21 protein-coding genes are annotated in these 26,143 nt (G+C 72.7%); 5 read left to right on the top strand and 16 right to left on the bottom strand.

Translation table 11 applies throughout. The features are described 5' to 3' along the window. The first annotated feature begins 45 nt into the window (after positions 1–45). Positions 46–927, top strand: a complete 882-nt coding sequence (locus J2X46_RS12865; RefSeq protein WP_310251082.1) for a VanW family protein — start codon at positions 46–48, stop codon at positions 925–927. On the opposite strand, the gene J2X46_RS12860 is transcribed toward J2X46_RS12865, so the two are convergent. From J2X46_RS12860 to J2X46_RS12830, 7 genes are all read right to left on the bottom strand, one after another. Continuing rightward, the gene (locus tag J2X46_RS12860) at positions 911–2,005 is read right to left on the bottom strand and encodes an amidohydrolase family protein (RefSeq protein ID WP_310251080.1); all 1,095 of its coding nucleotides are present in this window, start codon (positions 2,003–2,005) and stop codon (positions 911–913) included. The two genes, J2X46_RS12865 and J2X46_RS12860, sit on opposite strands and share 17 nt — an antisense overlap. Before the next feature lie 10 nt (positions 2,006–2,015). Then, positions 2,016–2,378: a hypothetical protein gene (locus J2X46_RS12855; RefSeq protein WP_310251077.1), complete on the bottom strand. Its 363-nt coding sequence runs from the start codon at positions 2,376–2,378 to the stop codon at positions 2,016–2,018. Position 2,379: 1 nt separating this feature from the next. Then, positions 2,380–3,609, bottom strand: a complete 1,230-nt coding sequence (locus tag J2X46_RS12850) for an aminopeptidase (protein ID WP_310251074.1) — start codon at positions 3,607–3,609, stop codon at positions 2,380–2,382. Between the two features lie 174 nt (positions 3,610–3,783). Beyond that, positions 3,784–5,367, bottom strand: coding sequence for a signal recognition particle protein (gene ffh / locus J2X46_RS12845; protein ID WP_310251070.1), 1,584 nt, complete (start codon positions 5,365–5,367; stop codon positions 3,784–3,786). Between the two features lie 103 nt (positions 5,368–5,470). Beyond that, positions 5,471–7,693, bottom strand: coding sequence for a [protein-PII] uridylyltransferase (locus J2X46_RS12840; protein WP_310251067.1), 2,223 nt, complete (start codon positions 7,691–7,693; stop codon positions 5,471–5,473). A gap of 25 nt (positions 7,694–7,718) precedes the next feature. Continuing rightward, positions 7,719–8,057, bottom strand: a complete 339-nt coding sequence (locus J2X46_RS12835) for a P-II family nitrogen regulator (protein ID WP_310251064.1) — start codon at positions 8,055–8,057, stop codon at positions 7,719–7,721. After that, positions 8,054–9,328 carry an ammonium transporter gene (locus J2X46_RS12830; protein WP_310251061.1) on the bottom strand — a complete coding sequence of 425 codons (1,275 nt, stop codon included), beginning with the start codon at positions 9,326–9,328 and terminating at the stop codon, positions 8,054–8,056. The genes J2X46_RS12835 and J2X46_RS12830 overlap by 4 nt, the downstream gene beginning before the upstream one ends. Before the next feature lie 236 nt (positions 9,329–9,564). On the opposite strand from J2X46_RS12830, the gene J2X46_RS12825 reads away from it, so the two are divergent. Then, positions 9,565–10,509, top strand: a complete 945-nt coding sequence (locus tag J2X46_RS12825) for a rhamnan synthesis F family protein (RefSeq protein ID WP_310251059.1) — start codon at positions 9,565–9,567, stop codon at positions 10,507–10,509. Further along, positions 10,499–13,477, top strand: coding sequence for a glycosyltransferase (locus J2X46_RS12820; protein ID WP_310251056.1), 2,979 nt, complete (start codon positions 10,499–10,501; stop codon positions 13,475–13,477). The genes J2X46_RS12825 and J2X46_RS12820 overlap by 11 nt, the downstream gene beginning before the upstream one ends. Positions 13,478–13,592: 115 nt before the next feature. On the opposite strand, the gene ftsY is transcribed toward J2X46_RS12820, so the two are convergent. The 5 genes from ftsY to smc form a co-directional block, all read right to left on the bottom strand. After that, positions 13,593–14,729 (bottom strand): signal recognition particle-docking protein FtsY, encoded by a 1,137-nt coding sequence (gene ftsY, locus J2X46_RS12815; RefSeq protein WP_310251055.1) that lies wholly within the window; start codon positions 14,727–14,729, stop codon positions 13,593–13,595. 12 nt (positions 14,730–14,741) lie between these two features. Continuing rightward, positions 14,742–15,656 (bottom strand): methyltransferase domain-containing protein, encoded by a 915-nt coding sequence (locus tag J2X46_RS12810; protein WP_310251053.1) that lies wholly within the window; start codon positions 15,654–15,656, stop codon positions 14,742–14,744. Between the two features lie 69 nt (positions 15,657–15,725). After that, a complete protein-coding gene (locus J2X46_RS12805; protein ID WP_310251050.1) occupies positions 15,726–15,902 on the bottom strand; it encodes a hypothetical protein in 177 nt (58 codons plus the stop codon). Between the two features lie 98 nt (positions 15,903–16,000). Beyond that, a complete protein-coding gene (locus tag J2X46_RS12800; protein WP_310251047.1) occupies positions 16,001–16,444 on the bottom strand; it encodes a thioesterase family protein in 444 nt (147 codons plus the stop codon). Beyond that, positions 16,444–19,998: a chromosome segregation protein SMC gene (gene smc, locus J2X46_RS12795; RefSeq protein WP_310251045.1), complete on the bottom strand. Its 3,555-nt coding sequence runs from the start codon at positions 19,996–19,998 to the stop codon at positions 16,444–16,446. The genes J2X46_RS12800 and smc overlap by 1 nt, the downstream gene beginning before the upstream one ends. Before the next feature lie 125 nt (positions 19,999–20,123). On the opposite strand from smc, the gene J2X46_RS12790 reads away from it, so the two are divergent. Beyond that, positions 20,124–20,753 carry a sensor domain-containing protein gene (locus J2X46_RS12790; protein WP_310251042.1) on the top strand — a complete coding sequence of 210 codons (630 nt, stop codon included), beginning with the start codon at positions 20,124–20,126 and terminating at the stop codon, positions 20,751–20,753. 12 nt (positions 20,754–20,765) lie between these two features. Here J2X46_RS12790 and J2X46_RS12785 read toward each other — a convergent pair whose 3' ends face one another. From J2X46_RS12785 to J2X46_RS12775, 3 genes are read right to left on the bottom strand one after another with little or no spacing between them, the layout of a single operon-like run. Continuing rightward, positions 20,766–21,854 (bottom strand): alanine--glyoxylate aminotransferase family protein, encoded by a 1,089-nt coding sequence (locus J2X46_RS12785; RefSeq protein WP_310251039.1) that lies wholly within the window; start codon positions 21,852–21,854, stop codon positions 20,766–20,768. Positions 21,855–21,886: 32 nt separating this feature from the next. Then, positions 21,887–22,378 (bottom strand): DinB family protein, encoded by a 492-nt coding sequence (locus J2X46_RS12780; RefSeq protein WP_310251037.1) that lies wholly within the window; start codon positions 22,376–22,378, stop codon positions 21,887–21,889. Beyond that, a complete protein-coding gene (locus J2X46_RS12775) occupies positions 22,375–23,736 on the bottom strand; it encodes an FAD-linked oxidase C-terminal domain-containing protein (protein ID WP_310251034.1) in 1,362 nt (453 codons plus the stop codon). Before J2X46_RS12775 ends, J2X46_RS12780 begins: the two co-directional genes overlap by 4 nt. A gap of 63 nt (positions 23,737–23,799) precedes the next feature. Here J2X46_RS12775 and J2X46_RS12770 point away from each other — a divergent pair, with 63 nt between their 5' ends. Beyond that, positions 23,800–24,861, top strand: coding sequence for a methyltransferase domain-containing protein (locus J2X46_RS12770; RefSeq protein WP_310251032.1), 1,062 nt, complete (start codon positions 23,800–23,802; stop codon positions 24,859–24,861). Between the two features lie 11 nt (positions 24,862–24,872). Here J2X46_RS12770 and J2X46_RS12765 read toward each other — a convergent pair whose 3' ends face one another. Beyond that, a complete protein-coding gene (locus J2X46_RS12765; RefSeq protein WP_310251030.1) occupies positions 24,873–26,117 on the bottom strand; it encodes an MFS transporter in 1,245 nt (414 codons plus the stop codon). Between the last annotated feature and the right edge of the window lie 26 nt (positions 26,118–26,143).

Raw genomic sequence — 26,143 nt, 5'->3', positions numbered from 1 at the left:
ACCGATGTCCGGCAACGAATCGGGCGCGAGCGACGTCTATCTGGCATGACCACCGTGGACGCCGGAGCGCTGGAGCTCCCGGCCCGGCTCACCGCTCCCCCGCGCCTGACCCAGCGCCACCCGTGGCTGCTGCCCGTCGCGATGGCCGCGCACCGGGCGCGACGTCGTACGACGTGGGTGCGGGACGCGTGGTCGGGGCGGGTCGTCTGGGCCCGCACCCGCGACGAGGTCGACCTCCCGGTGCGGCTCAAGCAGCACGGCTCGCTGCTGCTCCGCGAGCTCGACCCGGACCAGATGCACCTCCAGCACAACAAGGTGACCAACCTGCGCCTGGCCGCGTCGCGGATGGACGGGATCGTGGTCCGCCCCGGCGAGACGCTGTCGTTCAACCGGGTCGTCGGCAACTGCACGCGCCGCAAGGGCTACCTCGACGGGATGAAGCTCTCGAACGGCTCGGCCGAGGCGGGCGTCGGCGGCGGCATCTGCCAGCTCGCCAACCTCGTGCACTGGATGGTGCTGCACTCGCCCCTCACCGTGGTCGAGCGCTCGGAGCACTCCTTCGACCCGTTCCCCGACAAGGGCCGGGTGCTGCCGTGGGGCGTGGGCTGCTCGATCGTCTACAACTACGTCGACCTCGTGGTGTGCAACGACACCGAGCAGACCTACCAGCTCCGCACCTGGGTCGGCGACCGCTACCTCCACGGCCAGCTGCGCACCGACGTGCGGCCCGAGCACTCCTACCGGGTCGAGGCCCGCGCCGAGCAGTTCCTGCGGCGGGGCGACCAGGTGTTCCGCCGCAACCAGATCTGGCGCCGGGTGATCGACCGGCGCACCGGCGACCAGGTCGGCGAGGAGCTGGTCAAGGGCAACTGCGCGCTGGTGGTCTACGAGCCCGGGCCCGAGGTCGAGGTCATCGAGATCGGCTGACGCCGACCTGACGCCCTCGGAGCACGACGGCCCTCGGGGTGCGCAGGACCGAGAGGTCCTCGACCGGGTTGCGGTCGTAGACCACGAAGTCTGCCGAGGCGCCCTCGGTCAGGCCGTCGACGCCGAGCCACTCGCGCGCCCGCCAGCTCGCCGCGCCGAGCGCGTCGTGGGCCGGCATCCCGATCCGCGCCAGCGCCTCGACCTCCCCCGCGATGTTGCCGTGGCGGCTGATGCCGCCGCCGTCCGAGCCGGCGTAGATCGGCACGCCCGCCTCGTACGCCGCCATGAGCGTGGCCGGCATCCGTTCGTAGAGGTCGGTCATCGTCGACGCGTAGTCGGGGAACCGCTCCGCCCCGGCCGCCGCGTGCTCGGGGAACTTGTCGAGCTGCATCACGGTCGGCACGAGCCGGGTGCCACGCGCGACCATCGCGTCGATCAGGTCCTCGGTCAGGCCGGTGCCGTGCTCGATGCAGTCGATGCCGGCCTCGATCAGCCCGGGCAGCACGCCGTGGCCGAAGCAGTGGGCGGTGACCTTGGCGCCGTTGGCGTGGGCGGCCTCGATCGCGTCGGCGAAGGCCTGCGCGGGGAAGGACGGCGCGAGGTCGCCCTCCTCGCGGGAGATCCAGTCGCCCACCAGCTTGATCCAGCCGTCACCGTTGCGGGCCTCCTGGGCGGCGTACGTCGCCAGGTCGGCCGGCTCGACCTCGTGGGCGTAGCCGCGGATGTAGCGCTTCGTCGCGGCGATGTGGCGCCCGCAGCGGATCAGCCGCGGCAGGTCGTCGCGGTCGTGGATCCAGCGGGTGTCCGCGGCCGAGCCCGCGTCGCGGATCAGCAGGGCTCCCCCGTCGCGGTCGTCGATCGCCTGCTGCTCGGTGGCCGCGTCGTCGGTGGCCCCGAAGTCGTCCAGGCCGAGGTGGCAGTGGGCGTCGACCAGGCCGGGGACGATCCACCCCTCGGCGACCGTGTCGGCGCCCGGCTGGACCTCGAACGTGATGCGTCCGTCGACGACGTACAGGTCACGGGTCTCGCCGTCCGGCAGGACCGGGCCGCGGAAGCGCTGGGCGGGTTCGGAGGGCATGGCCGGGACGTTACAGGCGGTCGAGCAGCCAGGACGGGCTGAGCACCTGCGCGGGCTGGACGTTGGCCGCCAGCATCCGGTCGGCGGTCACGACCACGACGCTGCCGCCAGCCTCGGTGACCCTGCGCGCCTGCGTGCGGATCTCGGCGTCACCGTCGCGCGGCGCGTGGACGGTGGTGACGTGGCCGTCGCGGCCGGCCCGGACGCCGGCCTTGGCCTGGCCCTCGAGCACCAGCACGATCTCGTCGTACGACGTGTCGGCGACGAGCAGCCGCTCGTGGAGCCGCCGGGCCACACCCGCGCGGTCCTTCCACCAACCGTCGGGGACCGATCCCACGACGTTGGCGCCGTCGACGACGAGAACCGAGGTCACCTCAGTCGCGCAGCACGAACTCGTCGCCGCGGGTGACGGGTACGACGGTGCCGTCGGCGTGGATGCCGTCGATCTGCACCTCGGGGCTGCCGATGACGATGTCGACGTGGGTGTCGGACTGGTTGAGGCCCTGGTCGACCCGCTGGTCCGGCGAGAGGGGCAGCGTGCCGTCCATCGCGCTGGTGTAGCCCATGCCCCAGGCGACGTGCGAGCCGACGTTCTCGTCGAACAGCATGTCCTTGTAGACCAGCCCGGTGCTCGCGACCGTGGAGTCGGAGTCGACGATGGCGACCTCGCCGAAGTGCTTCGAGCGCGGGATCAGGTCGAACTGGGCACGGACCTCGTCCTCGCCGTGGGCGGCCGTGGCGCCGGTGATGGTGCCGTCGCTGATCTCGAGGGCGAGGTCCTCCACCAGCGTCCCCATCGACGCCAGGAAGAACGGTGCCGAGGTCCGGACGTGCCCCTCGGCGCGACGCCAGTCCGGGGAGATGAAGACCTCCTCGGTCGGCATGTTGGGCACGAACTCGACGCCGTCCTCGTTCTCCAGCGCGCCACCGACCCACGTCGAGCCGGACGCCATGCCGAGCGTGAGGTCCGTGCCCGGTCCGCGGTAGCGGATCCGGTCGAACCGGTGGCCGTTGAGGATCGCGGCCCGCGTGCGCAGCTTGGCGACGTGCGCCTGCCAGGCGGCGACCGGGTCGGCCTGGTCCAGGCGCATGGACACCGCGACCGCGTCCCAGAGCTGCGCGAGGTCGGCGACGCCCACGCTGTCCGCCCAGCCCTTCGTCGGGGCGCCGATGACCGTCCAGGCCACCTTGTTGGACAGGATCAGCGGCATGACCTGCTGGATCAGGTCGATCGGCGTCGACTTCGCCAGCCGCGCGGGGTCGAGCCCCTCCATGAGGGTCGGGTGCGGGTTGCCGGTGAGGCTGATCAGGGCCGGCTTGCTGTCGTTCCACGCCCGCACCTGGGCGAGCTCGTGCTCCTGCGAGACGCCGAGCTGGTCCTCGGGACCGTGCTCGACGGCAGCGCGCTTCACGTGGGGGTCGCCGTAGTCGATGCGCACCCGCGACGCGCCCACCCGGTAGGCCTCGTCGGCCAGCGCCCGTGCGGCGTCGGCCTGCTCCGGGAGGGCGTTGATCACGACCTCCTGGCCCGGCTGGACGTTCACCCCCACGCGGACGACGAGTCGGGCGTACTTCTCCAGCAGGTGGTCGAACGGCTCGGTCATGCTTTTCCTCCCCCGTGGACAACGTGGGGTCACTCAATCATCGACGGCTGCCGACGACCACACCTCCACAAGGGATTTCGACGCGCTCGTACGGCTTCGTGCCTCAGCCGTGTCGCTTGCTCAATCTGGCCGAGCCCGCACCGGGATCTCGTTCCTCGATCCCGGTTGCTCGTCTCATTTGAGGAACTGGGAGAAGTCCTTGGGGAGGTTGAGCTGCTCGGCGGCCTTCTCGTAGTCGATGTCGGCGCCGTCGGGGTTGCCGAAGGGGTTGCTGGCCTTCTCGGACGCAGCGGCCTTCTGGTCGGCCTTCTGCTGGGCGGCCTTGGCGGGGTTGCCGGAGACGCGCTTCTTGCCCTTCTTGCCCTTGTTCTGCGGCTGCTGCCGCGCACCGGATCGCTTGCCGCCCGCGCCGGGCAGGCCCGGCATGCCGGGCATCCCGCCGCCACGCGCCATCTGCTCCATCATCTTGCGCGCCTCGAAGAAGCGGTCGACGAGCTGGTTGACGTCGGAGACCTGGCGGCCCGAGCCCTTGGCGATGCGGGCGCGACGCGAACCGTCGATGATCTTGGGGTTGTCCCGCTCGGCGGGGGTCATCGACTGGATGATCGCCTGGATCCGGTCGATCTCGCGCTCGTCGAAGTTCTCGAGCTGGTCGCGGAACTGACCCATGCCGGGGAGCATCCCCATGATCTTGGTCATCGAGCCGAGCTTGCGGATCTGCATCATCTGCTGGAGGAAGTCCTCCAGGGTGAAGCCGCCCTTGGTGCCGAGCTTCTCGGCGGCCTTCATGGCCTGCTCGGAGTCGAACGCCTTCTCGGCCTGCTCGATCAGGGTGAGCATGTCGCCCATGTCGAGGATGCGCGAGGCCATCCGGTCGGGGTGGAAGAGGTCGAAGTCGGTCATCTTCTCGCCGCTGGAGGCGAACATGACCGGCTTGCCGGTGATCGAGCGGATCGACAGGGCGGCACCACCGCGGGCGTCACCGTCGAGCTTGGTGAGCACCACGCCGTCGTACCCGACGCCGTCGAGGAAGGCCTGCGCGGTCGTCACGGCGTCCTGGCCGATCATCGCGTCGACGACGAACAGCACCTCGTCGGGCTGGACCGCGTCGCGGATGTCCTTGGCCTGCTGCATGAGCGTCTCGTCGACACCGAGGCGGCCGGCGGTGTCGATGATGACGACGTCGTGCAGCTTGCGCTTGGCCTCCTCGATGGAGGCGCGGGCGACGTCGACCGGGTTTCCGCCGTGCTCGATTCCCTGGGCGTTGCCGGGCTCGGGGGCGAAGACGGGCACGTTGACGCGCTCGCCGTTGACCTGGAGCTGCTGGACCGCGTTGGGACGCTGCAGGTCGGCGGCGACCAGCATCGGGGTCTTGTCCTGGTCCTTGAGCCAGAGCGCGAGCTTGGCGGCCAGCGTCGTCTTTCCGGCGCCCTGGAGGCCGGCGAGCATGATGACCGTCGGGCCGCTCTTGGCGTAGCGCAGGCGGCGGGTCTCGCCACCGAGGATCGTCACGAGCTCCTCGTGGACGATCTTGATGATCTGCTGGGCCGGGTTGAGGGCGCCGCTGACCTCCTCGCCGCGCGCCCGCTCCTTCACCGCGGCGACGAACTCCTTGACGACCGGCAGGGCGACGTCGGCCTCGAGCAGCGCGATGCGGATCTCGCGCGCGGTGGCGTCGATGTCGGCCTCGGAGAGCCGGCCCTTGCCCCGGAGGTTCTTGAAGGTGTCGGCAAGGCGGTCGGAGAGTGTGGCGAACACGGTGTGGGTCTGTCCCTCGCATCGGTGGTGGATCAGGGTGGTACGACGCTCCAGCCTAACGGGGCGACCCCGCCGGACCCGCCTCGACGGGAAACCTCGGTGCTCAGCCGCCCAGGGCGGTGCGCACGGCATGGGCGGCCGCCGCGGCGCGCTCCTCCGTGGGACGTACGCCGCCGACCTCCTGCACGTAGAACACGTCGACCGCCTGCGGGCCGAGCGTCGAGACGTGGGCCGAGGCGACGGTCAGGCCGAGGCCGGCGAGCGTGGTGAGCACGCGGTGCACGACGCCCGGGCGGTCGGAGGTCCGGATCTCCAGCACGAGCGAGGCGCGCGAGGCGTCGGGGCGCACCTCCACGATCGGCGGCAGCTCGTCGGCCGGCCGTGCGGCGAGGTCGGGCAGGCGCTGGCTGCCCTCCACCACCCGGCGGATGCGGTCGCGCACGACGGTCGCATCGAGGTAGGCGTCGGGCACCTCCCAGGCGCTCACGCCCCACTCGCCGTCGGCGTCGACCTGGGCCCAGGCGCGGGCGGCCTTCACCGGCACCCGCAGGGCGGCCAGGCCCCCGGCGACGTCGGCCAGCAGGCCAACCCGGTCCGCGGCGATCACGGTGACCGTCGCGCCGACCTCGTGCGGGGCGATCTCGACGGAGACCGCGGCGTGGTCGCGTCGTACGGACTCGGGGACGGGGAGCGACTCCACGGGGGCGCTGTGGGTGATCTCCGCGCCGAGGGCGTGCCCGGCCCGGGAGACCAGCCGGTCGATCAGCGACTCGCGCCACGACGTCCAGGCCGCCGAGGACGTGGCGCGGGCGTCGGCCTCGGTGAGCGCGCGCAGCAGCTCGAGGCTGGCCGCGTCGGGCACGTGGGTGAGCAGCTCGGCGGTCGTCGCCGGGTCGTCGGGGTCGCGAGTGGTGCCGAGGTTGGCGAGCAGCAGGTGCCAGCGCACGAGCGAGGCGACGACCTCGGCGTCGAGGTCGGTGAAGCCCATCCGGGTGACGATCTTGCGGGCGAGCGGCTCGCCGGCGACCGAGTGGTCGTGGAGCGAGCCCTTGCCGATGTCGTGCAGCAGCGCCGCGACCAGCAGCAGGTCGGGGCGGCGGACGCTCCGGATCAGCGAGCCGGCCTCGGCGCAGGTCTCCACGACGTGCCGGTCGACGGTGAACCGGTGGATGGCCGAGGCGTGCGGCAGCAGCCGGATCTGCTCCCACTCGGGCAGGAACGTCTCGATCCCCTCGACCTCGTCGAGCGTCTCCCAGACCGGCAGCAGGCCGGGCCCGCTGGCGAGGAGCCGGACGAGCGCGTCGCGCGCGGGGGCGGGCCACGGGGTCGGCAGCTCGGTGCCCTCGCGCACCAGGCGGGCCGCCGTCGTCGGGGCGAGCACGGCGTCGCGGCTCGCGGCCTCGGCTGCGGCGCGCAGCAGCAGGGTCGGGTCGTCGGCCGGCTTGGTGCCCGCGTCGAGGACCACCTCGCCCCGGGAGAGCGCGATGCCGGGTGCGATCCGCTCGAGAGCGGGCGTGCGACGCCCCTTCTCCCCCGTCGTACGTGCCATCACCGCGTCCGTACGACGCCAGGCCAGACGCGAGAGGTGCGCGATCCGGCGCCCGAGCGAGCGCACATGGCGCTGGGCGGCCTCGGCGTCGGGGAGGTCGAGGCGCTCGGCCAGCGGCGCCCACATCTCCGGGGCGATCCGGTCGCCCGGGCGGCCGGCGAGGTCCTGCACCTCGTCGCGGACGTCGAGGAGCAGCAGCCGGGCGGCCTCGAGCGCAGGGGTGGACGCGTCGACGAGCCAGCTGGCCTCGATGGCCTTGAGCACGCCCGCGTCACGGAGCCCGCCCTCGGCCTCCTTCACGTCGGGAACGGAGGCGTGGGCGAGCTCGCCGGTCACCTCGTGGCGCTTCTGCGTGAGCGCCTTCAGCTCGGGCAGCCGCGAGCGGGCCTGCCGCCGCCAGTCGGCGAGCATCGTCGTGCGCAGCCGCAGGCTCAGCCCGGGGTCGCCGGCCAGGTGGCGGGCGTCGAGCAGGCCGAGGGCGACCCGCAGGTCGCCGGCGGCGTCGAGCATCTGGCTCATCGAGCGCACCGAGTGGTCGAGCCGCTTGCCGGAGTCCCAGAGCGGGTACCAGAGCACGCTGCCGAGCTCGCCGAGGTCGGTGCCGTCCTCGTGGACGAGGACGACGTCGAGGTCGGAGTGGGGCGCGAGCTCGCCGCGCCCGTATCCCCCGACCGCGACCAGGGCCACCCCGGCGGCGGGCCCCGCGGAGGCAGCGTATGCCTGCCGGCAGAGCTCGTCGGCCGAGGTGGCCCTGGTCTGGCGTTGTGGTGCGGTCACGAGAGCTGCCCCGAGAGGGTGGCCATCAGAGCGCGGACGCGTCCTGCTCGCCGGTCCGGACCCGCACGACGGTCTCGACCGGGCTGACCCAGACCTTGCCGTCGCCGATGCGACCGGTCTGCGCAGTCTTGACGATGATGCCGACGATGTCGTCCGCGTCGCCGTCGTCCACGACGATCTCGAGGCGGATCTTGGGCACGAGCGCGATGTCGTACTCGGCACCGCGGTAGACCTCGGTGTGGCCCTTCTGCCGGCCGTAGCCGCTGACCTCGGAGACCGTCATCCCGGCGACGCCGAAGGTCTCGAGGGCCTCGCGGACGTCCTCCCACTTGTGCGGCTTGATGACCGCGGTCACGAGCTTCATGCGTTGACTCCTTCCGTGCGGGTGGCGGTGCTGGCGGCGAGGACGCTGGACGAGCCGCCGCTGGTGCCGCTGTGCAGGTCGTACGCCGACTCGCCGTGGGCCGAGAGGTCGATGCCGTTGACCTCGTCCTCCTCGTCGAGGCGCAGGCCGATCGTGTACTTGATCGCGAGGCCGATGACGGCGGTGAGGATGCCCGAGTAGAGGACGGCCACCAGGACACCGAGCGACTGGTCGCCCAGCGAGCCGAAGCCGCCGCCGTACAGCAGGCCGTCGACGCCGCCGGCGCCCTCCGAGGTGGAGAACACACCGATCAGCACAGTGCCGATGATGCCACCGACCAGGTGCACGCCGACCACGTCGAGCGAGTCGTCGTAGCCGAGCTTGTACTTCAGGCCGACCGCCCAGGCGCAGACCGCACCGGCGATGGCGCCGATGGCGACGGCACCGGAGAGGTTGACCGCACCGGTCGCCGGGGTGATCGCGACGAGGCCCGCGACGATGCCGGAGGCGGCGCCGAGCGAGGTGGCCTTCTTGTGGATCAGGCGCTCGACGAGCAGCCAGCCGAGGATGGCGGCCATCGTGGCCAGCGTGGTGGTGGCGAAGGTGCGACCGGTCTCGAGCGGGAACTGGGTCTCCGGGTCGTCGCCGAAGACGATCGAGCCGACGTTGAAGCCGTACCAGCCCATCCACAGCAGGCCGGCACCGAGCATGGTCAGCGTGAGGTTGTGCGGGCGCATCTGCTCACGCGGCCAGCCGATGCGCTTGCCGAGCAGCAGGACGAGCACGAGGGCCGCGACACCGGCGTTGATGTGGACCGCGGTGCCGCCGGCGTAGTCCTGGGCGCCGATGCGACCGCAGATGAGCGAGTCGTCGGTGCAGCTGAAGACCATGTGGGCCATCGGGAAGTAGACGATGACGGCCCAGAGCGGGACGAAGACGACCCACGCGGAGAACTTGAGGCGGTCGGCGACCGCGCCGCTGATCAGCGCGGCGGTGATGATCGCGAACGTCATCTGGAACATCACGAAGATGTAGTCGCCGGTCGAGACGCCGTCGAGCCAGAGGAGCTCGAACGGGTTGGCGAAGAGCGTGCCGTCCCCGCCGAAGCCCATCGACCAGCCGACGGCGACGTACAGGATGCCGACGATGGCAGCCGCGACGTACGACATCATCATCATGTTGAGCACGGACTTCGACCGGGACATGCCGCCGTAGAACAGGGCCAGCGCGGGAACCGTCATCATCAGGACGAAGGCAGTCGCCACCAGCATGAAGGCGTAATAGCCGTCCACAGAACCTCCAGGGATCGGGCAGGAAACGTACGGGGGTGTGGTCCGCCGGGTCATGACGCCGCTGTCATGCAGGGGTCCACATGTTCATCCGAAGACTGCGCGGGCGAGGTTTCACCGGGCCGCGGGACATGTTGCGGGCAGGCAACGGAATGGACCCTTGTGTTACGGGTGTGTGAACGGAACGACCTCCGACCCCGCCTTGTTAGTGTTCGGCCGTGTCCAGACTGGCCGTGATGGCGCACTACGACGTCGCCGGAGATCTTCGGCCGCACGTGCGTGGTCAGGTCGAGGCGCTGGCCGCGTCGGTGGACAAGCTGCTGGTCTGCACGACCGCGCACCTGCAGGACTCCGCGCGCGAGTGGCTGGGCGAGCGCGCGGAGGTCGTGGAGCGCGCCAACTACGGCTACGACTTCTTCAGCTACAAGGTCGGCCTCGACGCCGCGGGCGACCTGACGGCGTACGACGAGGTGGTGGTCTGCAACGACACCTACGTCTTCGCCCTCGACTCCTACACCCCCGTCTTCGACGAGATGGCCACCCGGCCGTGCGACTTCTGGGGCCTGACCGCCGCGGAGCGCCTCGCGCCCCACATCCAGTCCTTCTTCGTCGCCTTCCGGCCCTGGGTGGTCGCCTCGCGCGCCTTCACCGCCTTCTGGGAGGAGATGGAGCCGATCTCCAAGCGCCGGCAGGTCATCCGCCGCTACGAGATCGGCATGTCGCGCCGGCTCTACGAGGCCGGCTTCGCCTCCGACACCTACTTCGTGGAGACCCCCGAGGACCGCCGCATCGCCCGCGAGCGGATGCGGTGGTGGGCGGCCCACCGCTCCTCCTTCCCGCGCACGCGCGCGGAGGTGCGCGAGTGGCGCGAGCGGGCCAACGAGCCGTGGAACCCCGCGCGCAGCCTGGCCGACCGCGTGCTCGACAACGCCCGGCTCCCCTACGTCAAGATCGACACCTTGCGCTACGACCCCTACAACCTCGACGCCGACCGGCTGCTCGAGCTGTGCGAGCGTCGCTTCCCGCAGCGCTTCGACGGCGTACGCCAGTTCCTGGCCGACACCGCGCAGTACTACCCCCTCCGCGACACCGAGCGGCTGCTGCCGACCCCGCTGGCGCTGGAGCCGCTGTTCCCGCGGGTGAGGTACTCAGATGCGCGGTGAGCGCCGCCAGCACCAGGTGAGGCTCGACGACCCGGCCGAGGTGCTGGTCGACTCCGGCCTGGTCGACATCGACTTCGTGGCCGCCCAGCTCGGCACCCGGTTCGGCTCCCCCTACGAGGCCGCGCGCGCCGCGGTGCAGGCCGGTGAGGTCTCGCCGCACCCGCTCTTCGAGGCGCAGTGGATCGGGCGACGCCGCTCGTGGCAGCGCTCGGGCCAGCACCCGGTGGTCTGGTACGTCTCCGAGCGCCGCCGCCGCAACCGGATCGCGCCGCACCCGCTCGTCGACCCGCGGGTGGTCTTCGCGGCGATGCCGGAGGCGCGGCACCACCCCTACGGCGCCCTGTCCTACTGGCTCTCGGTCTCCAGCCCCGGCACGGCGCTGCCGACCCGGATCCTGCCCCGGAAGGTCTCCTGGTCGACCTACCGCGCCGCCGCGATCGAGGCCGCGACCGCGTGGCGCGAGGAGGTCGTGCTGGAGCGGCCCGCGCTCATCGGCCCGGCACCTGACCTCCCGCAGCGCCTGGGCACCTCCCCCGCGGTCACCGTGGTGATGGCCGCCCAGGACGTGGGGCCCCAGGTCCGGGATACGGTGGCGTCGCTCCAGGCCCAGACCTTCGGCGACTGGCACCTGGTCGCGGTCGACCGGGGCTCGCTCGACGACACCGCGGGCGTGCTCCAGGGCCTGGCCGCCTTCGACGACCGGATCACCCTCGTGCGCGAGTCGCGCTGCGGCCACGCGCGCGCGCTCAACACCGCGCTCGAGCACAGCACCGCCGACCACGTCGCCTTCCTGCCGCCGGGCCGGGTGTGGCTGCCCGACATGCTCGCCCAGCTCCTCGCCCACGCGAACGGCACAGGCGCGGCCGCGGTGCTCGCCGGTGCGGGTGCCGTTGGCCGGTCACGCCTCGAGCTGCTCGGCGGCCGGCCGGTCGACCTCACCACCGCCCTCCTGCGCCGCACCGCGATCAAGGACGTCGGCGGCTTCGACGAGACGCTCGGCGGGTCGGTCGAGCGTGACGTGATGCTGCGGCTCACGCACGACCACGAGCCCGTGCCGGTCGACGTACCCGTCCTGAAGCGGCCCGACGTCGGCCTCACCGGTTACGGCGACGACTGGGACTCCGTCGTGCTCGAGCGCCAGCTCGTCGACTGGGAGGCCGCCGCGGCGCGACCCCGCTCGGAGGACCTGGTCAGCCACGTCATGCCGGTGGGCACCGAGCCGCGTCGCACGGTTGAGTGGCTCAGCTCGCTGCCGCGCGAGGGCTCGGAGCTGATCCTGGTCGGCGTACGGCTGCGGCGCGCGCACCACGTCCTGGCCGCCTCGCTCGCGGCGATCATCTCCGGAGCCCGGTTCGTCTCGGTCCCGGCAGCCGTGTCCACCTCGGCGGCGACCGACGTCGGCATCTCCCAGGCCGACGGCGCCACCGTGCTGCTGATCCGACCGGAGGCGATGCCGCCGCGCCAGCCGATCGCCGAGAAGCTCGCCGACGTGCTGCGCCAGCCGGAGGTCGCGCTCGCGCAGCCGCTCGTGGTCGACCTCGACGGCGTCGTGCTGAGCGCCGGCGCGCGGTTCAGCCCCGGCAACCCCAACCCCGAGCTGTTCCTGGCCGGGCTGCCCAGCAGCGACGCCGTACGGATCGGGCAGTGTGCTGTCGCCGCGCCGGCCTCGCCGCTCGTCGCGGTGCGCACCGAGACGGCGGTCGCCCTCGGTGGCCTGAGTGGGCGTTTCCACTCCGTGCTGGCCGAGACCGACCTCGGGCTCCGGGCGCGGCACGCCGGCCTCGGTGAGTCGGTCGTGGTACCCGACACGGTGATCACCTCGCGCACCGACTACGCCGCACCCGAGGAGCTCATCGGCGCGATGGCCTCCCTGCGCGGCAGCGGTCTCACACCACCGCCCGACACGGCCCCGGAGCTGCTGCTGAAGGCGGGGCTCGAGGTCACCGACCAGCGCAACCGCCGGGTCTCGGCCGACCCCGACGACCGCCTCGCCGACGCCGTGCTGGTCCCCGAGCTCGTGGTGCGCGCGGTCAGCGGCATCCACGAGTCACCGCCGCGGCTGCGGTGGGCGATCGACATCGCCGCGCCGGCCGCCAACCGCGGTGACCGCTGGGGCGACACCTACTTCGCCCGCTCGCTCGCCGACGCGCTCGAGCGACGCGGCCAGCACGTCGCGATCGACCGGCGTGACGCCCGCGACCGCGACTCGCGTGACCACGACGACGTGCTCCTGGTGCTGCGCGGCCTCGACCGGGTGGATCCCCGGCCCGGGCTGCTCAACATCGAGTGGATCATCAGCCACCCCGACATGATTTCGCCCGACGAGGTGGCGTGCTTCGACCTCGTGTACGCCGCCAGCACGAGCTGGTCGGCCCGGATGACCCGCGAGTGGGGCACCCCGATCGCGCCGCTGCTGCAGTGCACCGACACGCGCTGGTTCCACCCCGACCGGGCCGAGCCCGACACGGGTCCGGCGCTGCTCTTCGTGGGCAACTCGCGTGGCGTCTACCGCTACGCCGTCCGCAGCGCCCTGGCGATCGGCGCCGACCTGACGCTGCACGGCAACGACTGGACCGAGTTCGTCGACCGCGAGCAGATCGCGTCGGGCGGCGTGGCCAACGAGGAGGTCGGCGCGCTCTACGCCTCGGCCGGCGTCGTCCTCAACGACCACCACCTCGACATGCGTCGCGACAGCTTCGCCTCCAACCGGCTCTTCGACGCCGCGGCCTGCGGCGCCCGGATCCTCAGCGACCGCATCGACGGGCTGGAGGAGATCTTCTCCGGGCTCGTGCTGCCCTTCGACAACGAGCACGAGCTCGCCCGCCTCGTCGCGCCGCCGTACGACGCCTTCCCCGACGACGAGGCGCGCCGCGCCATCGCCACCCGGATCATCGCCGAGCACAGCTTCGACAAGCGGGCCGAGACCCTCATCGACGACGCCGTACGCCGAATCCTCGCCCGCGGCTGACGGTGCCCGCGCCGGTCGCCCGACCGGGACTTGTCAGGCTCTCGCTGAACTTGTCGGCCCGTGCACGGCCTGACATGTTCAGCGATCCCCGGTCAGCCGGGGATCGCTGACCGGGTCAGCCGAGGAGGGCGTCGACGAAGGCGGCCGCGTCGAAGGGCGCCATGTCGTCGGGGCCCTCGCCGAGGCCGACCAGCTTGACCGGCACGCCGAGCTCGCGCTGGACCTGGACGACGATGCCGCCCTTGGCCGAGCCGTCGAGCTTGGTGAGCACGATGCCGGTGACGTCGACGATCTCGCTGAAGACGCGGGCCTGGATCAGGCCGTTCTGGCCGGTGGTGGCGTCGAGCACGAGCAGCACCTCGGTGACCGGCGCCTGCTTCTCGATGACGCGCTTAACCTTGCCGAGCTCGTCCATCAGGCCGGCCTTGTTCTGCAGGCGGCCGGCGGTGTCGACCAGGACGGTGTCGATGCCGTTGTCGACGCCGTGCTTGACCGCCTCGAAGGCCACGCTGGCGGGGTCGCCGCCCTCGGGGCCGCGCACGACCTCGACACCGACGCGCTCTCCCCAGGTGGCGAGCTGGTCGACGGCGGCCGCGCGGAAGGTGTCAGCCGCGCCCAGCGTCACGGAGAGGTCCTCGGCGACGAGGATGCGGGCGATCTTGCCGACCGACGTCGTCTTGCCGGCGCCGTTCACGCCGACCACGAGGACCACGCCGGGCTTGCCGTCGGTGCCGGTGACCTGCACGCGACGGTCAAGGTCGGTGCCGACGAGCTCGATGAGCTCCTCGCGCAGGACGGTGCGGGCGTCGGGCGTCTGGCCGCCCTCGACCCGCAGCCGGGTGCGCAGCTTCTCCACGAGGGCCTGCGTCGGCGCCACCCCGATGTCGGCGGTGAGGAGGGTGTCCTCGATCGCCTCCCACGTGTCCTCGTCGAGCCGGTCGCGGCTCAGGAGGGCGAGCAGGCCCTTGCCCAGGCCGCCCTGCGAGCGGGAGAGCCGCTCGCGCAGCCGCTGCATGCGGGTGGAGGCCTTCTCGGGCTTCTCGATCGTCGGCGCGGTCGGCTCGGCGGTCTCGACCGCGGGCTCCGGCGGCGCCTCGGTGGCCGTGTCGGTCTCGGTCGGTGCCGGGACGATCACGTCGGTACCACCCGACGGCGGCACCGCCTTGCGCCGGCGGCCGGAGGTCAGCAGCCCGGCGAGCGTGAGCACGCCGACGACGGCGATGCCGATGATCAGATACAGCCAGTCACCCATGGGCCAATCCAATCAGAGGCGCACGACACGGCGAAGCCGGGTGAGCAGCCGCGCCTCGCGCCGCGCCTTCTCGTCCGCGAGCCGGCCCCGCAGGGCGTCGCGCTGGGCGACCAGGCGGGTGGCCCGCTCGCGCTCGCGGGCCAGGCGCGCCTGCGCCTTGTCCAGGTCGGCGAGCACCGCGTCGAAGGCGGCGGTGAGGCCGGAGCCGGTGCCACCGGCCAGCATCGGGGCGGCGGTCTCGCGGCCGAGGTGCGCGACCCACACGACCTCGTGGGCCATCAGCCGGAACCACTTCACGGCGGCCTCGCCGACCAGGGCCGGAGGCGTCACCCGGAGCGAGGCCAGCCCGGCCGCCGAGAGGCGCGCGTCGAAGTCGTCGCCGTACCAGCGCACGTGGTCGCTCTGCCCGAAGCGCCGGAGCCGCTCCTCCGGGGTGGCCGAGGGGTCCTCCTCGGTCGGGACGCCCACCTTGATCGGGACCTCGAGGAGCGCGATCCCCCGCGGGCTGAGCACCCGCGCGATCTCGCGCATCGCCGCGCCGTCGTCGGGGATGTGCTCGAGGACGTGGTAGCAGACCAGCAGGTCGACCGAGCCGTCGCGCAGCGGCAGCTCGGTGAGGCTGGCCAGCGCATCGACGTCGCGGGAGTCGTAGCCCGCGTCGAGGCTGAGCCGCTGGCGGGCGTCGAGCCGGTCGAGCAGCGGCTTGGACTGCCGCGACGGCGCGATCTCCACCACCAGGTCGAGGTCGCGCAGCTCGGGCGCGAGCACGCCGAGCAGCAGGGACAGGAAACGGTGCCGCTCCAGGCTCCCGCACCGCGGGCAGACGGCGTCGGGTCGCCCGTCGGGACCCGGGCGGAACTGCCGGGAGACCATCGCCCCGCACGCAGCGCAGTAGCCCTTGGGAACGTGCTTGTCCGCGCCTGTCACGTCGCGCAGGTTAGTGGGCGGACCGGACGCCGCGAGGCGCCGGGCCGCTCCATCACCGGATCGCAGGGCTCAGACCCGCGACTCGGAGTCCTCGAGCGTGGGCAGCGCGTCGACGCCCTTGCGCATGGCGTTGCCCAGCTGCGGGGCGACGGGCATCTCCTCGCCGCGGTGGGGGTAGGCGACGTAGACACCGACGCCGGCGGCGACGAGCACGCCGAGGGTCATCATCAGGATGATCGCGAGCACGGGATTCCCTCCGAGGTGGTGGTCCGTTGACCTCCACCATGGCACAGGGCCGGTGCTCGCCCCGCATCCCCGGCCCCCGTGTCGGCGCGTCGCGTCCGTCAGCGCAGGAGGGGTACGACGGCCTGCCGCACGGCGTCGGGCATCGGGGTCACCGGACGCTCGCCGGCACCACGGGAGTTGTCGACGTACACGTGCACGAAGCGCCCCTCGGCCGCGGCCTCGTCGGAGTCGCCCTGGAAGAGCCCGATCCGGTAGACGATCGAGCTCGTGCCGACCTTGTCGACGACCAGGCCCATCTCGATCGGCTCGGGGAACCCGATCTCGCGGAAGTAGCGGCAGCCGGTCTCGGCGACCACGCCGATCTGCGGCAGCGAGCGCACGTCGAGCCCGGTCGCCTCGTAGAGGTAGGCGTTGACCGCGGTGTCGAAGAGCTCGTAGTAGGTCGCGTTGTTGAGGTGGCCGTAGGCGTCGTCGTCGCGCCAGCGCGTGGTGGCGGTGCGCCAGGCGACGTAGTCGGCGCGGGTGGGGACGTCCTGCGGCATCAGGCCGACTCGGCGTCGCGCAGGCGCTGGCTGATCACCGCGGAGACGCCGTCGCCGCGCATGGTGACGCCGTAGAGCGCGTCGCCGACCTCCATGGTGCGCTTCTGGTGGGTGATCACGAGGAGCTGGGAGTTCTCCCGCAGCTCTTCGTAGATCTCCAGCAGGCGGCCCAGGTTGGTGTCGTCGAGCGCCGCCTCGACCTCGTCGAGGATGTAGAACGGCGAGGGGCGGGCCTTGAACAGCGCGACCAGGAACGCCACAGCGACCAGCGACCGCTCGCCACCGGAGAGCAGCGAGAGGCGCTTGACCTTCTTGCCGGGCGGGCGGGCCTCGACCTCGACACCCGTGGCGAGCATGTCGCCGGGGTTGGTGAGGACGAGGCGCCCCTCACCGCCCGGGAACAGCCGGGCGAAGGTCTGGTCGAAGGCCTTCTCCACGTCGGCGTACGCCTCGGTGAAGACCTGCTCGACGCGGGCGTCGACCTCGCGGACGATGTCGAGGAGGTCCTTGCGGGTGCGCTTGAGGTCCTCGAGCTGCTCAGTGAGGAACTTGTGCCGCTCCTCCATCGCCGAGAACTCCTCGAGCGCGAGCGGGTTGACCCGGCCGAGCATGGAGAGCGCCCGCTCGGCGGTGCGGAGCCGCTTGACCTGCTCCTCACGGACGAAGGCGGTGGGCTCGGGAGCCTCCTCGCCGTCGGGGACCTCGCCGGTGAACGGGATCAGCGTCGTCGGGCCGTAGTCGGTGACCAGGCCGTCGGGGTCGAGGCCGAGCTCCTCGAGCGCGCGCTCCTCGAGCTGCTCGATGCGCATCTTCTGCTGGGTGCGCGCCATCTCGTCGCGGTGGACGGAGTTGACCAGCTCGTCGTGCTCGCGGCCCAGGTCGCGCAGCTGCGTGCGCACGGCCATCAGCTGCTGCTCGCTGCCCTGGCGCGACTCCTCGACCGCGGCGCGCTCGTCAGCGGCCTGCATCACGGAGCGCTCGAGCTGGTGGAGCACGATCCGGACGGCCACGGAGACGGCCTGCGCGGCCCTGCCCTCGCGGATCAGCCGCTCGCGGCGCTCGGCAGCGCGGGCGCGGGACTCACGCTCGGCCTGTGCAGCGCGCAGCAGCGAGTCGGCGCGCCCGTGGAGCGCGCGGGCACGCTCCTCGGCGGTGCGCAGCGCCAGCCGGGCGTCCATCTCGCCCTGGCGGGACTCGCGCGCCGCCTCGGCGAGCTTCTCGCGGTCGGAGGTGTCGGGCTCCTCGTCGGTGACGTCCTGGGCCGCGGCCAGCCGCGCCTCGAGCTCGACGAGCCCCGCGAGGTCGGCCTCTCGGGCCTCGCGGGCGGTCGTGATGGCGCGCTCGAGGCGCTCGGCCTCGCCCTTGGCGGCGCGGGCCTGCGAGCCGTGCTGGCCGAGCTCCTCGGCCACCGCGGCGAGCGTCGCGTCGGACTCGTGCAGCTTGGCCAGCGCCACGTCGACGCGCTTGAGGATGTCGTGGCGCGACGCCTCGAGCCGGGAGATCTCGAAGCCGAGGCGCTCGGTGGTGGCGGACGCCTCGGCGAGCTTCGTCGTGGCCTCGTCGACGGCGGCCTGGATCTCGATGAGGCTGGGCTGGCTGCTGGATCCGCCGGCCGCGAAGTGGGCGCCGAGCAGGTCGCCCTCGCGGGTCACCGCGACGACGTCGGGGAGCTCGGCGACGAGGCTGCGGGCCGCCGGGAGGTCGTCGACGACGGCGACCTTGTGGAGCAGACGCACCAGCGCCGGACGTACGTCGTCGGGCGCGGTCACCACGTCGACGGCGTACGACGCCGAGGCGGGGAGGCCGGGCCAGTCGCGGTCGTCGAGCGGAGCGCCTCCGAGCAGCAGGCCCGCGCGGCCGAGGTCGTCGTCCTTGAGGTGGCTGATCGCCTCGACGGCGGCGTGGGAGTCGGCGACCACCACGGCGTCGGCGGCGGTGCCCAGGGCCGCGGCGACGGCGGCCTCGTAGCCGTGGTCGACGTCGAGCAGGGCGGCCACGGAGCCGAGGAGGCCGCCGACCTTGTCGGTGGCCGCGAGCAGCGCGCCGGCGCCGTCCTTGCGGTTGAGGCCGAGCTCGAGGGCGTCGCGGCGGGCGATGAGACCGGCTCGGTCGCGGTCGGCCTGCTGGGAGTCCTCGCGGGCCCGGGCCAGCTGCTCCTCGACCTCGTCGAGGGCGGCGACGGCCTCCTCGTGCTCGGAGTCGAGGCCCTCCTCGCCCGCGTCGAGACCGGCGACCTTGGTCTCCAGGGCGGTGAAGTCGCGCTGCGCGCGCTCGGCGCGGGTGGCGGCGTCCTCGCGGGCATCGGTGAGGCGCTGGATCTCGGCGTCGGCCGCCTCGGAGCGGGACTTGAGCGCGTTGACCTGTCCGGTGAGCCGGGCCAGGCCCTCGCGGCGGTCGGCGGCGGCCCGCTGGAGGCCGGCGATCCGCTTGTCCTCCTCGGCCGCGGCCTCCTCGGCCGCGCGCTTGGCGACGACGGCGGCGTCGAGCGCGGCACGCTGCTGCTCGACCTGCTCGGCGATCTCCGCCTCCTGCTCCCGGACGCGTCCGGCCTGGGCCTCGAGCTCGTCGGGGTCGCGGCCCGAGTCCACGGTGTCGCCCTCGGCGGCGCCCGCGGCGTTGCGGATCCGCTCGTCGGCCAGCGACGCGGTGCCGCGCAGCCGCTCCTTGAGGCCCGACAGCGCGAACCAGGTCTCCTGGGCAGCGGCGAGGCGGGGCAGGTCGTCGCGGAGCGCGGCCTCGAGGCTCGCCTCCTTCTCGCGACCCGCGGCGACCTCGGCCTCGACCTGCTCGCGGCGCTGCACCAGCAGCGACTCGTCGGCCATCTCCTGGTCGAGCGAGGTGCGCGCGTTCACGAGGTCGTCGGCGAGCAGGCGCGCGCGGGCGTCGCGGACGTCCATCTGCACGGTCTGCGCCTGGCGGGCGACCTCGGCCTGGCGACCGAGGGGCTTGAGCTGGCGACGGATCTCGGAGAGCAGGTCGGCCAGCCGCGTCAGGTTGCCGTCGGTGGCGTCGAGCTTGCGGAGCGCCTTCTCCTTGCGCTTGCGGTGCTTGAGGACGCCGGCGGCCTCCTCGATGAAGCCGCGGCGGTCCTCGGGGGTCGCGTGCAGGATCGAGTCGAGCTGGCCCTGCCCGACGATCACGTGCATCTCGCGGCCGATGCCGGAGTCGCTGAGCAGCTCCTGCACGTCGAGCAGCCGGCAGCCGTTGCCGTTGATGGCGTACTCCGAGCCGCCGTTGCGGAACATCGTGCGGCTGATCGTGACCTCGGCGTAGTCGATCGGCAGGGCGCCGTCGGAGTTGTCGATGGTCAGCTGCACTTCGGCGCGGCCCAGCGGCGGGCGGCCGGACGTGCCGGCGAAGATGACGTCCTCCATCTTGCCGCCGCGCAGGCTCTTGGCGCCCTGCTCGCCCATCACCCACGCGAGGGCGTCGACGACGTTGGACTTGCCCGAGCCGTTGGGGCCGACGATGCACGTGATGCCCGGCTCGAGCTGCATCGTCGTCGAGGACGCGAAGGACTTGAACCCCTTGAGGGTCAGGCTCTTCAGGTACAACGAGGGCTCCTCACCGCTCAGGCATGGTCACTGAAGTCTGGGGAAGCTCAGCGCCGCTCACCCTACGACACGGGCCAGCCTGACGGGCGTTGCACACGGTGTACGTCGCCGCCATGCTGGACGCCATGCGGAGGACGATGATCTCGCTCGCAGCACTCGTCACGGTCCTGGCCGGCCTGGTCGTCGCGCCTCCGGGCACCGCCGCACCTGCACCGGTGGGCCGCGATCGGCTGCTGACCCTGGACGACTACGCCACGGTCTACCCCGACATGGACGACCCGATCCGGGTCGTCCTGCGCTCCCCCGTCTTCGCGCCCCGCGGCTGCGAGGACCAGGAGGCGGTGGTGCGCGGCAGCAGCCGGATCCAGGGCAGCGTCTCCCCCGCGAGCAGGCGCCGCTCGGTGGCGCTGATCGACCAGAACGTCGTCCGCTTCGGCTCGACGGAGGCCGCCCGGCAGCTGCTCCAGCGCTACCGGTTCTTCTCCAAGCGCTGCGTCGGCAACGTGCGCACCGATGACGGCGAGGGCGGCAGGGTCACCCTGAAGAACCGGGCCTGGATCCCGCCGCGCGTGGGCGACGAGTCGACCGGGATGCTCATCGGCTGGCTCCAGGGCGGTGCCATCACGTGGCGCCGGGTGCTCGCGACGCGCGTCGGGCGCACCGTCTCCGTGCTCGACGTGAGCTTCACCGAGGTCCGCCCGCCCCAGGACGACCTGGTCGCGCTCGGCGCGCTGGCCGTCGAGCGCCTGGACTGACCACCGGCCGCCTCAGCGGCCGAGGACCTCGCGCAGCGCCGCCAGCACCATCAGTACGGCGTCCGGGCGCGCGTTGCGACCCATCAGCCCGATGCGCCACACACTCGCGGCGTACGCCCCCGCCCCGGCGCCGATCTCGATGTCGTACGTCTCCAGGAGCTGCTTGCGGACGGCGGCGGAGTCGACGCCCTCGGGCACCTTGACGGTGGTCAGCTCCGGCAGCCGGTGGCCCTCCGCGGCGAAGAGCTCGAGGCCGAGGTCCTGCAGCCCGGCCTGCAGTGCGTCGCCGGCGGCCTGGTGGCGTGCCCAGACGGCCTCGAGTCCTTCCTCGAGGATCCGGGTGAGGCCCGCGTGCAGGCTCGCGACCATCGCTGTCGGGGCGGTGTGGTGGTAGGTCCGCTGGCCCTTGCCGGCCGCCTCCCCCACGTAGCCGCCGAGCATGCCCAGGTCGAGGTACCACGACCGCGGCTTCTCGACGCGGCGCTCGAAGGCGCGGTCGTTGATCGTGAAGGGAGCGAGTCCGGGTGCGACGCCCAGGCACTTCTGGGTGCCGGCGTAGCCGACGTCGACGCCCCAGTCGTCGGCGCGCAGCTCGATGCCGGCGATGGAGGTGACGGCGTCGACGAGCAGCAGCGCGTCACCCTTGGCGGCGCCGAGTGCGGCGATGTCGGACCGGACGCCGGTGGACGTCTCGGCGTGGACCGCGGCGATGATCGCCGGGCTCGGGTGCGCGGACAGCACGCGGTCGACGTCGACGGGCTGGCCCCACTCGTGCTCGACCGCGACGACCTCCGCGCCGCAGCGGGCGGCGACGTCGGTCATCCGCTGGCCGAAGAGGCCGTTCACCGCGACGACGACCACGTCGCCGGGGTGGACGGTGTTGACGAACGCCGCCTCCATGCCGGCCGAACCGGTCGCGCTCAGCGGCAGCGTCCGGGCGTTCGACGTGCCCCAGACCGTGCGGAGCATCTCGCAGGTCTCGTCCATGATCCGGAGGAACTCCGGGTCGAGGTGGCCCAGCAGCGGCGCGGCCAGCGCGCCGGTCGCCTCCGGGTAGGGGTTGGACGGACCGGGACCGAAGAGGTGGCGCTCGCGGATCATGGTCCGACCGTAGCCAACCCGCGTGCGAGTCGTCAGGAACCCGTCGTGCCGTCGATGGCCTCGCGCATGAGGTCGGCGTGGCCGTTGTGCCGGGCGGTCTCCTGGACCAGGTGCGCCAGGATCGCCCGCAGGTTGACCTCGGCGCCCCACGGCGTGGTGACGACGTCGTCCAGCCCTCCCGCCGCGACGAGCTCGTCCGCCCGCGCGCAGGTCTCGCGGTAGAGCGCGAGCACCTCCTCCGTCGGCTCGTCGGCGTCCACCCGGAACTCCGCACCCGGCTGCTCGTCGAGGGCGAGGTACGGGTCGGGCACACCGCCGTAGATGGTGAGGAGCCAGCCGTGCTCGGTCACCGTGAGGTGGCGTACGAGCCCGAGCAGGTTGAGGCCGCTCGCCGTCATCGGGCGCCGGAGCGCCTCGTCGTCGAGGCCGTCGAGCTTGATCAGCATGGTGGCCCGCTGGTAGGCGAGGTGCTGGGTCAGCGCAGCCCGCTCGTCGCCGAGGCGGTCCGGGTCGACCCGGGTCACAGCACCGCGCCCGGGTTGAGGATCCCGGCGGGGTCGAGGGCGTCCTTGACCCGGCGGCTGAGCGCCATCACGTCGTCGCCGAGCTGGTCGGGCAGAGCGGACTTCTTCGTGCGCCCGACGCCGTGCTCGCCGGTGATCGTGCCGCCGAGCCGGATGGCCGCCTGCAGGATGGCGTCGAACGCGGCGCGGGCGCGGCGCTCGGAGTCCGCGTCCGTGGCGTCGTAGACGATGATCGGGTGGGTGTTGCCGTCGCCGGCGTGGGCCACGGTCGGGATCTCGACATCGTGCTCGCGGGCGATCTCCGCCACGGCGGCGAGCAGGTCGGGCAGCAGCGGCACCGGCGCACCGACGTCCTCGAGGAGCAGCGCGCCCCGCGCCTCGACGGCCGGGAAGGCCGCCCGCCGCGCCTCGACGAACATCTCCCCCTCGGCGGGGTCGTCGGTGACCACGACCTCGCTCGCCCCGGCCGCCTCGCACGCCTCCTCGACCACGGCGATCTCCGCCACCCGGGCCTCGCCCGGGGCGTCGGACTGGACGACGAGCAGCGCGCCGGCGGTGCGGTCGAGCCCGCGCGGCGAGTAGTCCTCGACCGCGTTGATCGACGCCTGGTCCATCAGCTCCATCATCGAGGGCCGCAGCGTGCGTCGTACGGCGACGACGGCCTCGGCGGCCGCGCCGACCGTCGCGAAGGAGGCGACGAGGGTCGCCGGGGGCAGCGGCAGCGGCACCAGGCGCAGGATCGCGCGCGTGACGATGCCGAGGGTGCCCTCCGAGCCGACGAAGAGCTTGAGCAGCGAGAGGCCGGCGACGTCCTTGATCCGCTTGCCGCCGAGGGTGACCAGGGTGCCGTCGGCCAGCACCACGTCGAGGCCGAGGACGTAGTCGGTGGTGACGCCGTACTTCACGCAGCACAGGCCGCCGGCGTTGGTGGCGACGTTGCCGCCGATGGAGCAGATCTCGTACGACGACGGGTCGGGCGGGTACCACAGCCCGTGCTCGCGGGACGCGGCCTTGACCTCCGCGTTGAAGGCACCCGGCTCGACGACCGCGACCTGGCAGTCGGCGTCGATCTCGATCGCACGCATCCGCTCGAGGCTGAGCACGATGCCGCCGTCGACCGCGCTGGAGCCGCCGGAGAGCCCCGAGCCGGCGCCGCGCGGGACGACCGGCACGCCGTGGGCGGCCGCCCAGCGCACCGCCGTCTGCACCTGGGCGGCGTCCTCGGCCCGTACGACGGCGACGGGCGTGCCCGCCCCGGTGTCCTTCGACCAGTCGAACCGGTAGTTCTCCGCGGTGGCGGGGTCGGTGGCGACGACGCCAGCGGGCAGGGACTCGACGAGCTCGGCGAGGGCATCCACGGATCCATCGTGGCACGGCGGGGTCGACGCCGCCGGTCGGCCGCGAGCACCTAGGGTCACCCCATGAGAGCCGCACGACGCGCGCGGATCCTCGGGGAGGTCGACCTGGGACTGGGGCGCTGCCTGGAGATCGGGCCGTTGTCCAACCCCGTGGTGGGTGCCGACGTCGCCGACGTGCGCTACGTCGACGTGGTCGACCGTGACGGGCTGCTCGCCCACTACGCCGGCAACCCCGCGGTCGACCCGGACGCCATCCCCCAGATCCACTTCTCGCTCACGCGACCCGACGGGACCGTGTCGTCCCTGGCCGAGGCGGTCGGCGCCGACGCGCCCTACCAGCACGTGGTGGCCAGCCACGTCATCGAGCACGTGCCCGACCTGATCGGATGGCTGCGCGACGTGGCCTCGGTGGTCGCCGCGGACGGTGCGCTGCTGCTCGCGATCCCGGACCGCCGCTACTGCTTCGACGTACGCCGCACCCCGACGACCGCCGGGCAGGTGGTGCAGGCGCACCTCGACGGCGACCGGACCCCGTCGGCGCGGGCCGTCGTCGACCACTTCCTGCGGGCGGTCGACTATCCCGCCGACCGGGCGTGGAGCGGTGAGGCCCCGCCGGAGGCGGCCTCGCACCCGGTCGAGGACGTGATGCAGCAGCTCGCCCGGCAGCAGGACGGCGCCTACGTCGACTGCCACGTCTGGCCGATGTCGCCGCGCGGCTTCGCCGACCTGGTCGGCGACCTGCTCCGGCTCGGGCTGGTGGACTTCTCCGTCGAGCGGATCACGGCCACCCGGGTCGGCGACCAGGAGTTCTACGCGACGCTGCGACCGCTCCCGAGCGGTGATGCGCGGGAGCGAGCGGTGGCCGAGGCCCTCGTGACGCTGCGCGCGCTGCACGACGCCCTGCCTGACGAGGCCCCTGCCGCTCAGGCCGCCGGCGACGACGCGCTGCGCGAGCGGCTGGCGAACGTCGAGGACCAGCTGTCCCGCACGCGCGAGCGCCTGGTCAAGGTGCGTGCCGCGCGGGACCGCGCCCTTCGACAGCGCGACGACGCACGCGCCGCCGGTCCTGCGGCTGAGACCACAGGGTTGCGCGCGGGCGTGGCCCGCTGGACCCGCCGCGGCTGACCGTCCGGCGGTCAGGAGGCCGCGGTCGCGACCTCGTCGGCGTGCGCGATGTGGCCGAGCTCGCGCCACACGAGGGCGAGGGTGATCCCGGCGCCGCCGAAGGCGAACCACCACGGCGCCGTCAGGCCCCACTGATCGGCGATCAGTCCGCCGAGCAGCGCGCCGAGCAGCATCCCGCCCATCACGCAGATCATGTAGACCGACGAGACGCGGCCCTGGAGCTCGGTGGGCACGGCCCGCTGCCGGACGGCGTTGCTCAGCGTGCCCCAGACGAAGGCGTACACGCCGAAGAAGACCATCAGGCCGAGCGCGACGGGGAACGACGTGGTGAAGGCCATCGAGAGGTGGAACACCACCTCGCACAGCAGCGCGACGCGCATCAGCGTGGCCAGGGGCACGCGCTTCTCCAGCCGGCCGTAGCTGACGGTCGCGATGATGCCGCCGAGGGCCCCCGCCGTGGTCAGCAGGCCGAAGCCGGCCTCGTCGATGCCGACGCGCTCCTGGGCCCAGAGCACCAGGACCGACATCGGTGCCGCGAACGTGACGTTGAAGGTGACGATGACCAGCGCCAGCGTGCGGACCGGGCGGTTGCCCATCAGCCAGCGCATGCCCTCGGCGATGTCCTGGCGGATGTGGGAGTCGACGTCCTCGCGCACGGCGCCGGGCGGCGTACCGATGCGCGAGATCAGCACCACGCCGAGGGCCACGCAGATCGCCTGGAGCGTGAACGGGACAGCCATGCCGACCGCGAACAGCACCGCACCGAGCGCCGGTCCGACCAGCTGGTTGGCGGTGATCAGCCCGGCCATGATCCGCGCGTTGGCGATGCCGAGGTCGGGCTTGTCCACCAGCATCGGGACGAGCGTCGAGGCCGTGGTGTCGGCGAAGACCTCCGCCGTGCCCATCGCGAAGAGCGCGACGAGCACCAGCCAGATGTTGACGTGACCGGTCCACACGACTGCCACCAGGCCGGCCAGGACCAGGGCGCGGACGGCGTTCATCGTCATGATGACGACGCGGCGGTCCAGCCGGTCGGCGATCGCGCCGGCGACCAGGCCGAAGAGCAGCCACGGGAGCTGTGACGCCATCATGGCGAGGGAGACCAGCACCGGGTTGCGCGTCTGCGACGCCACCAGGAGAGGGCCGGCCGCCATCATCAGGCCGTCGCCGAGGTTGCTGGCCCACGAGCTGGCGACGAGCCAGCGGAAGCCCGTGCCGAGGCGCCTCGGGAAGACGGTCTCGACGAGGGTGCTCACAAGGACGTGAGCCTACGGTGCGACCT

Source organism: Nocardioides sp. BE266 (assembly GCF_031457855.1).
Lineage (GTDB): Bacteria > Actinomycetota > Actinomycetes > Propionibacteriales > Nocardioidaceae > Nocardioides.
This window is presented reverse-complemented; position numbering and strand designations above follow the sequence as displayed.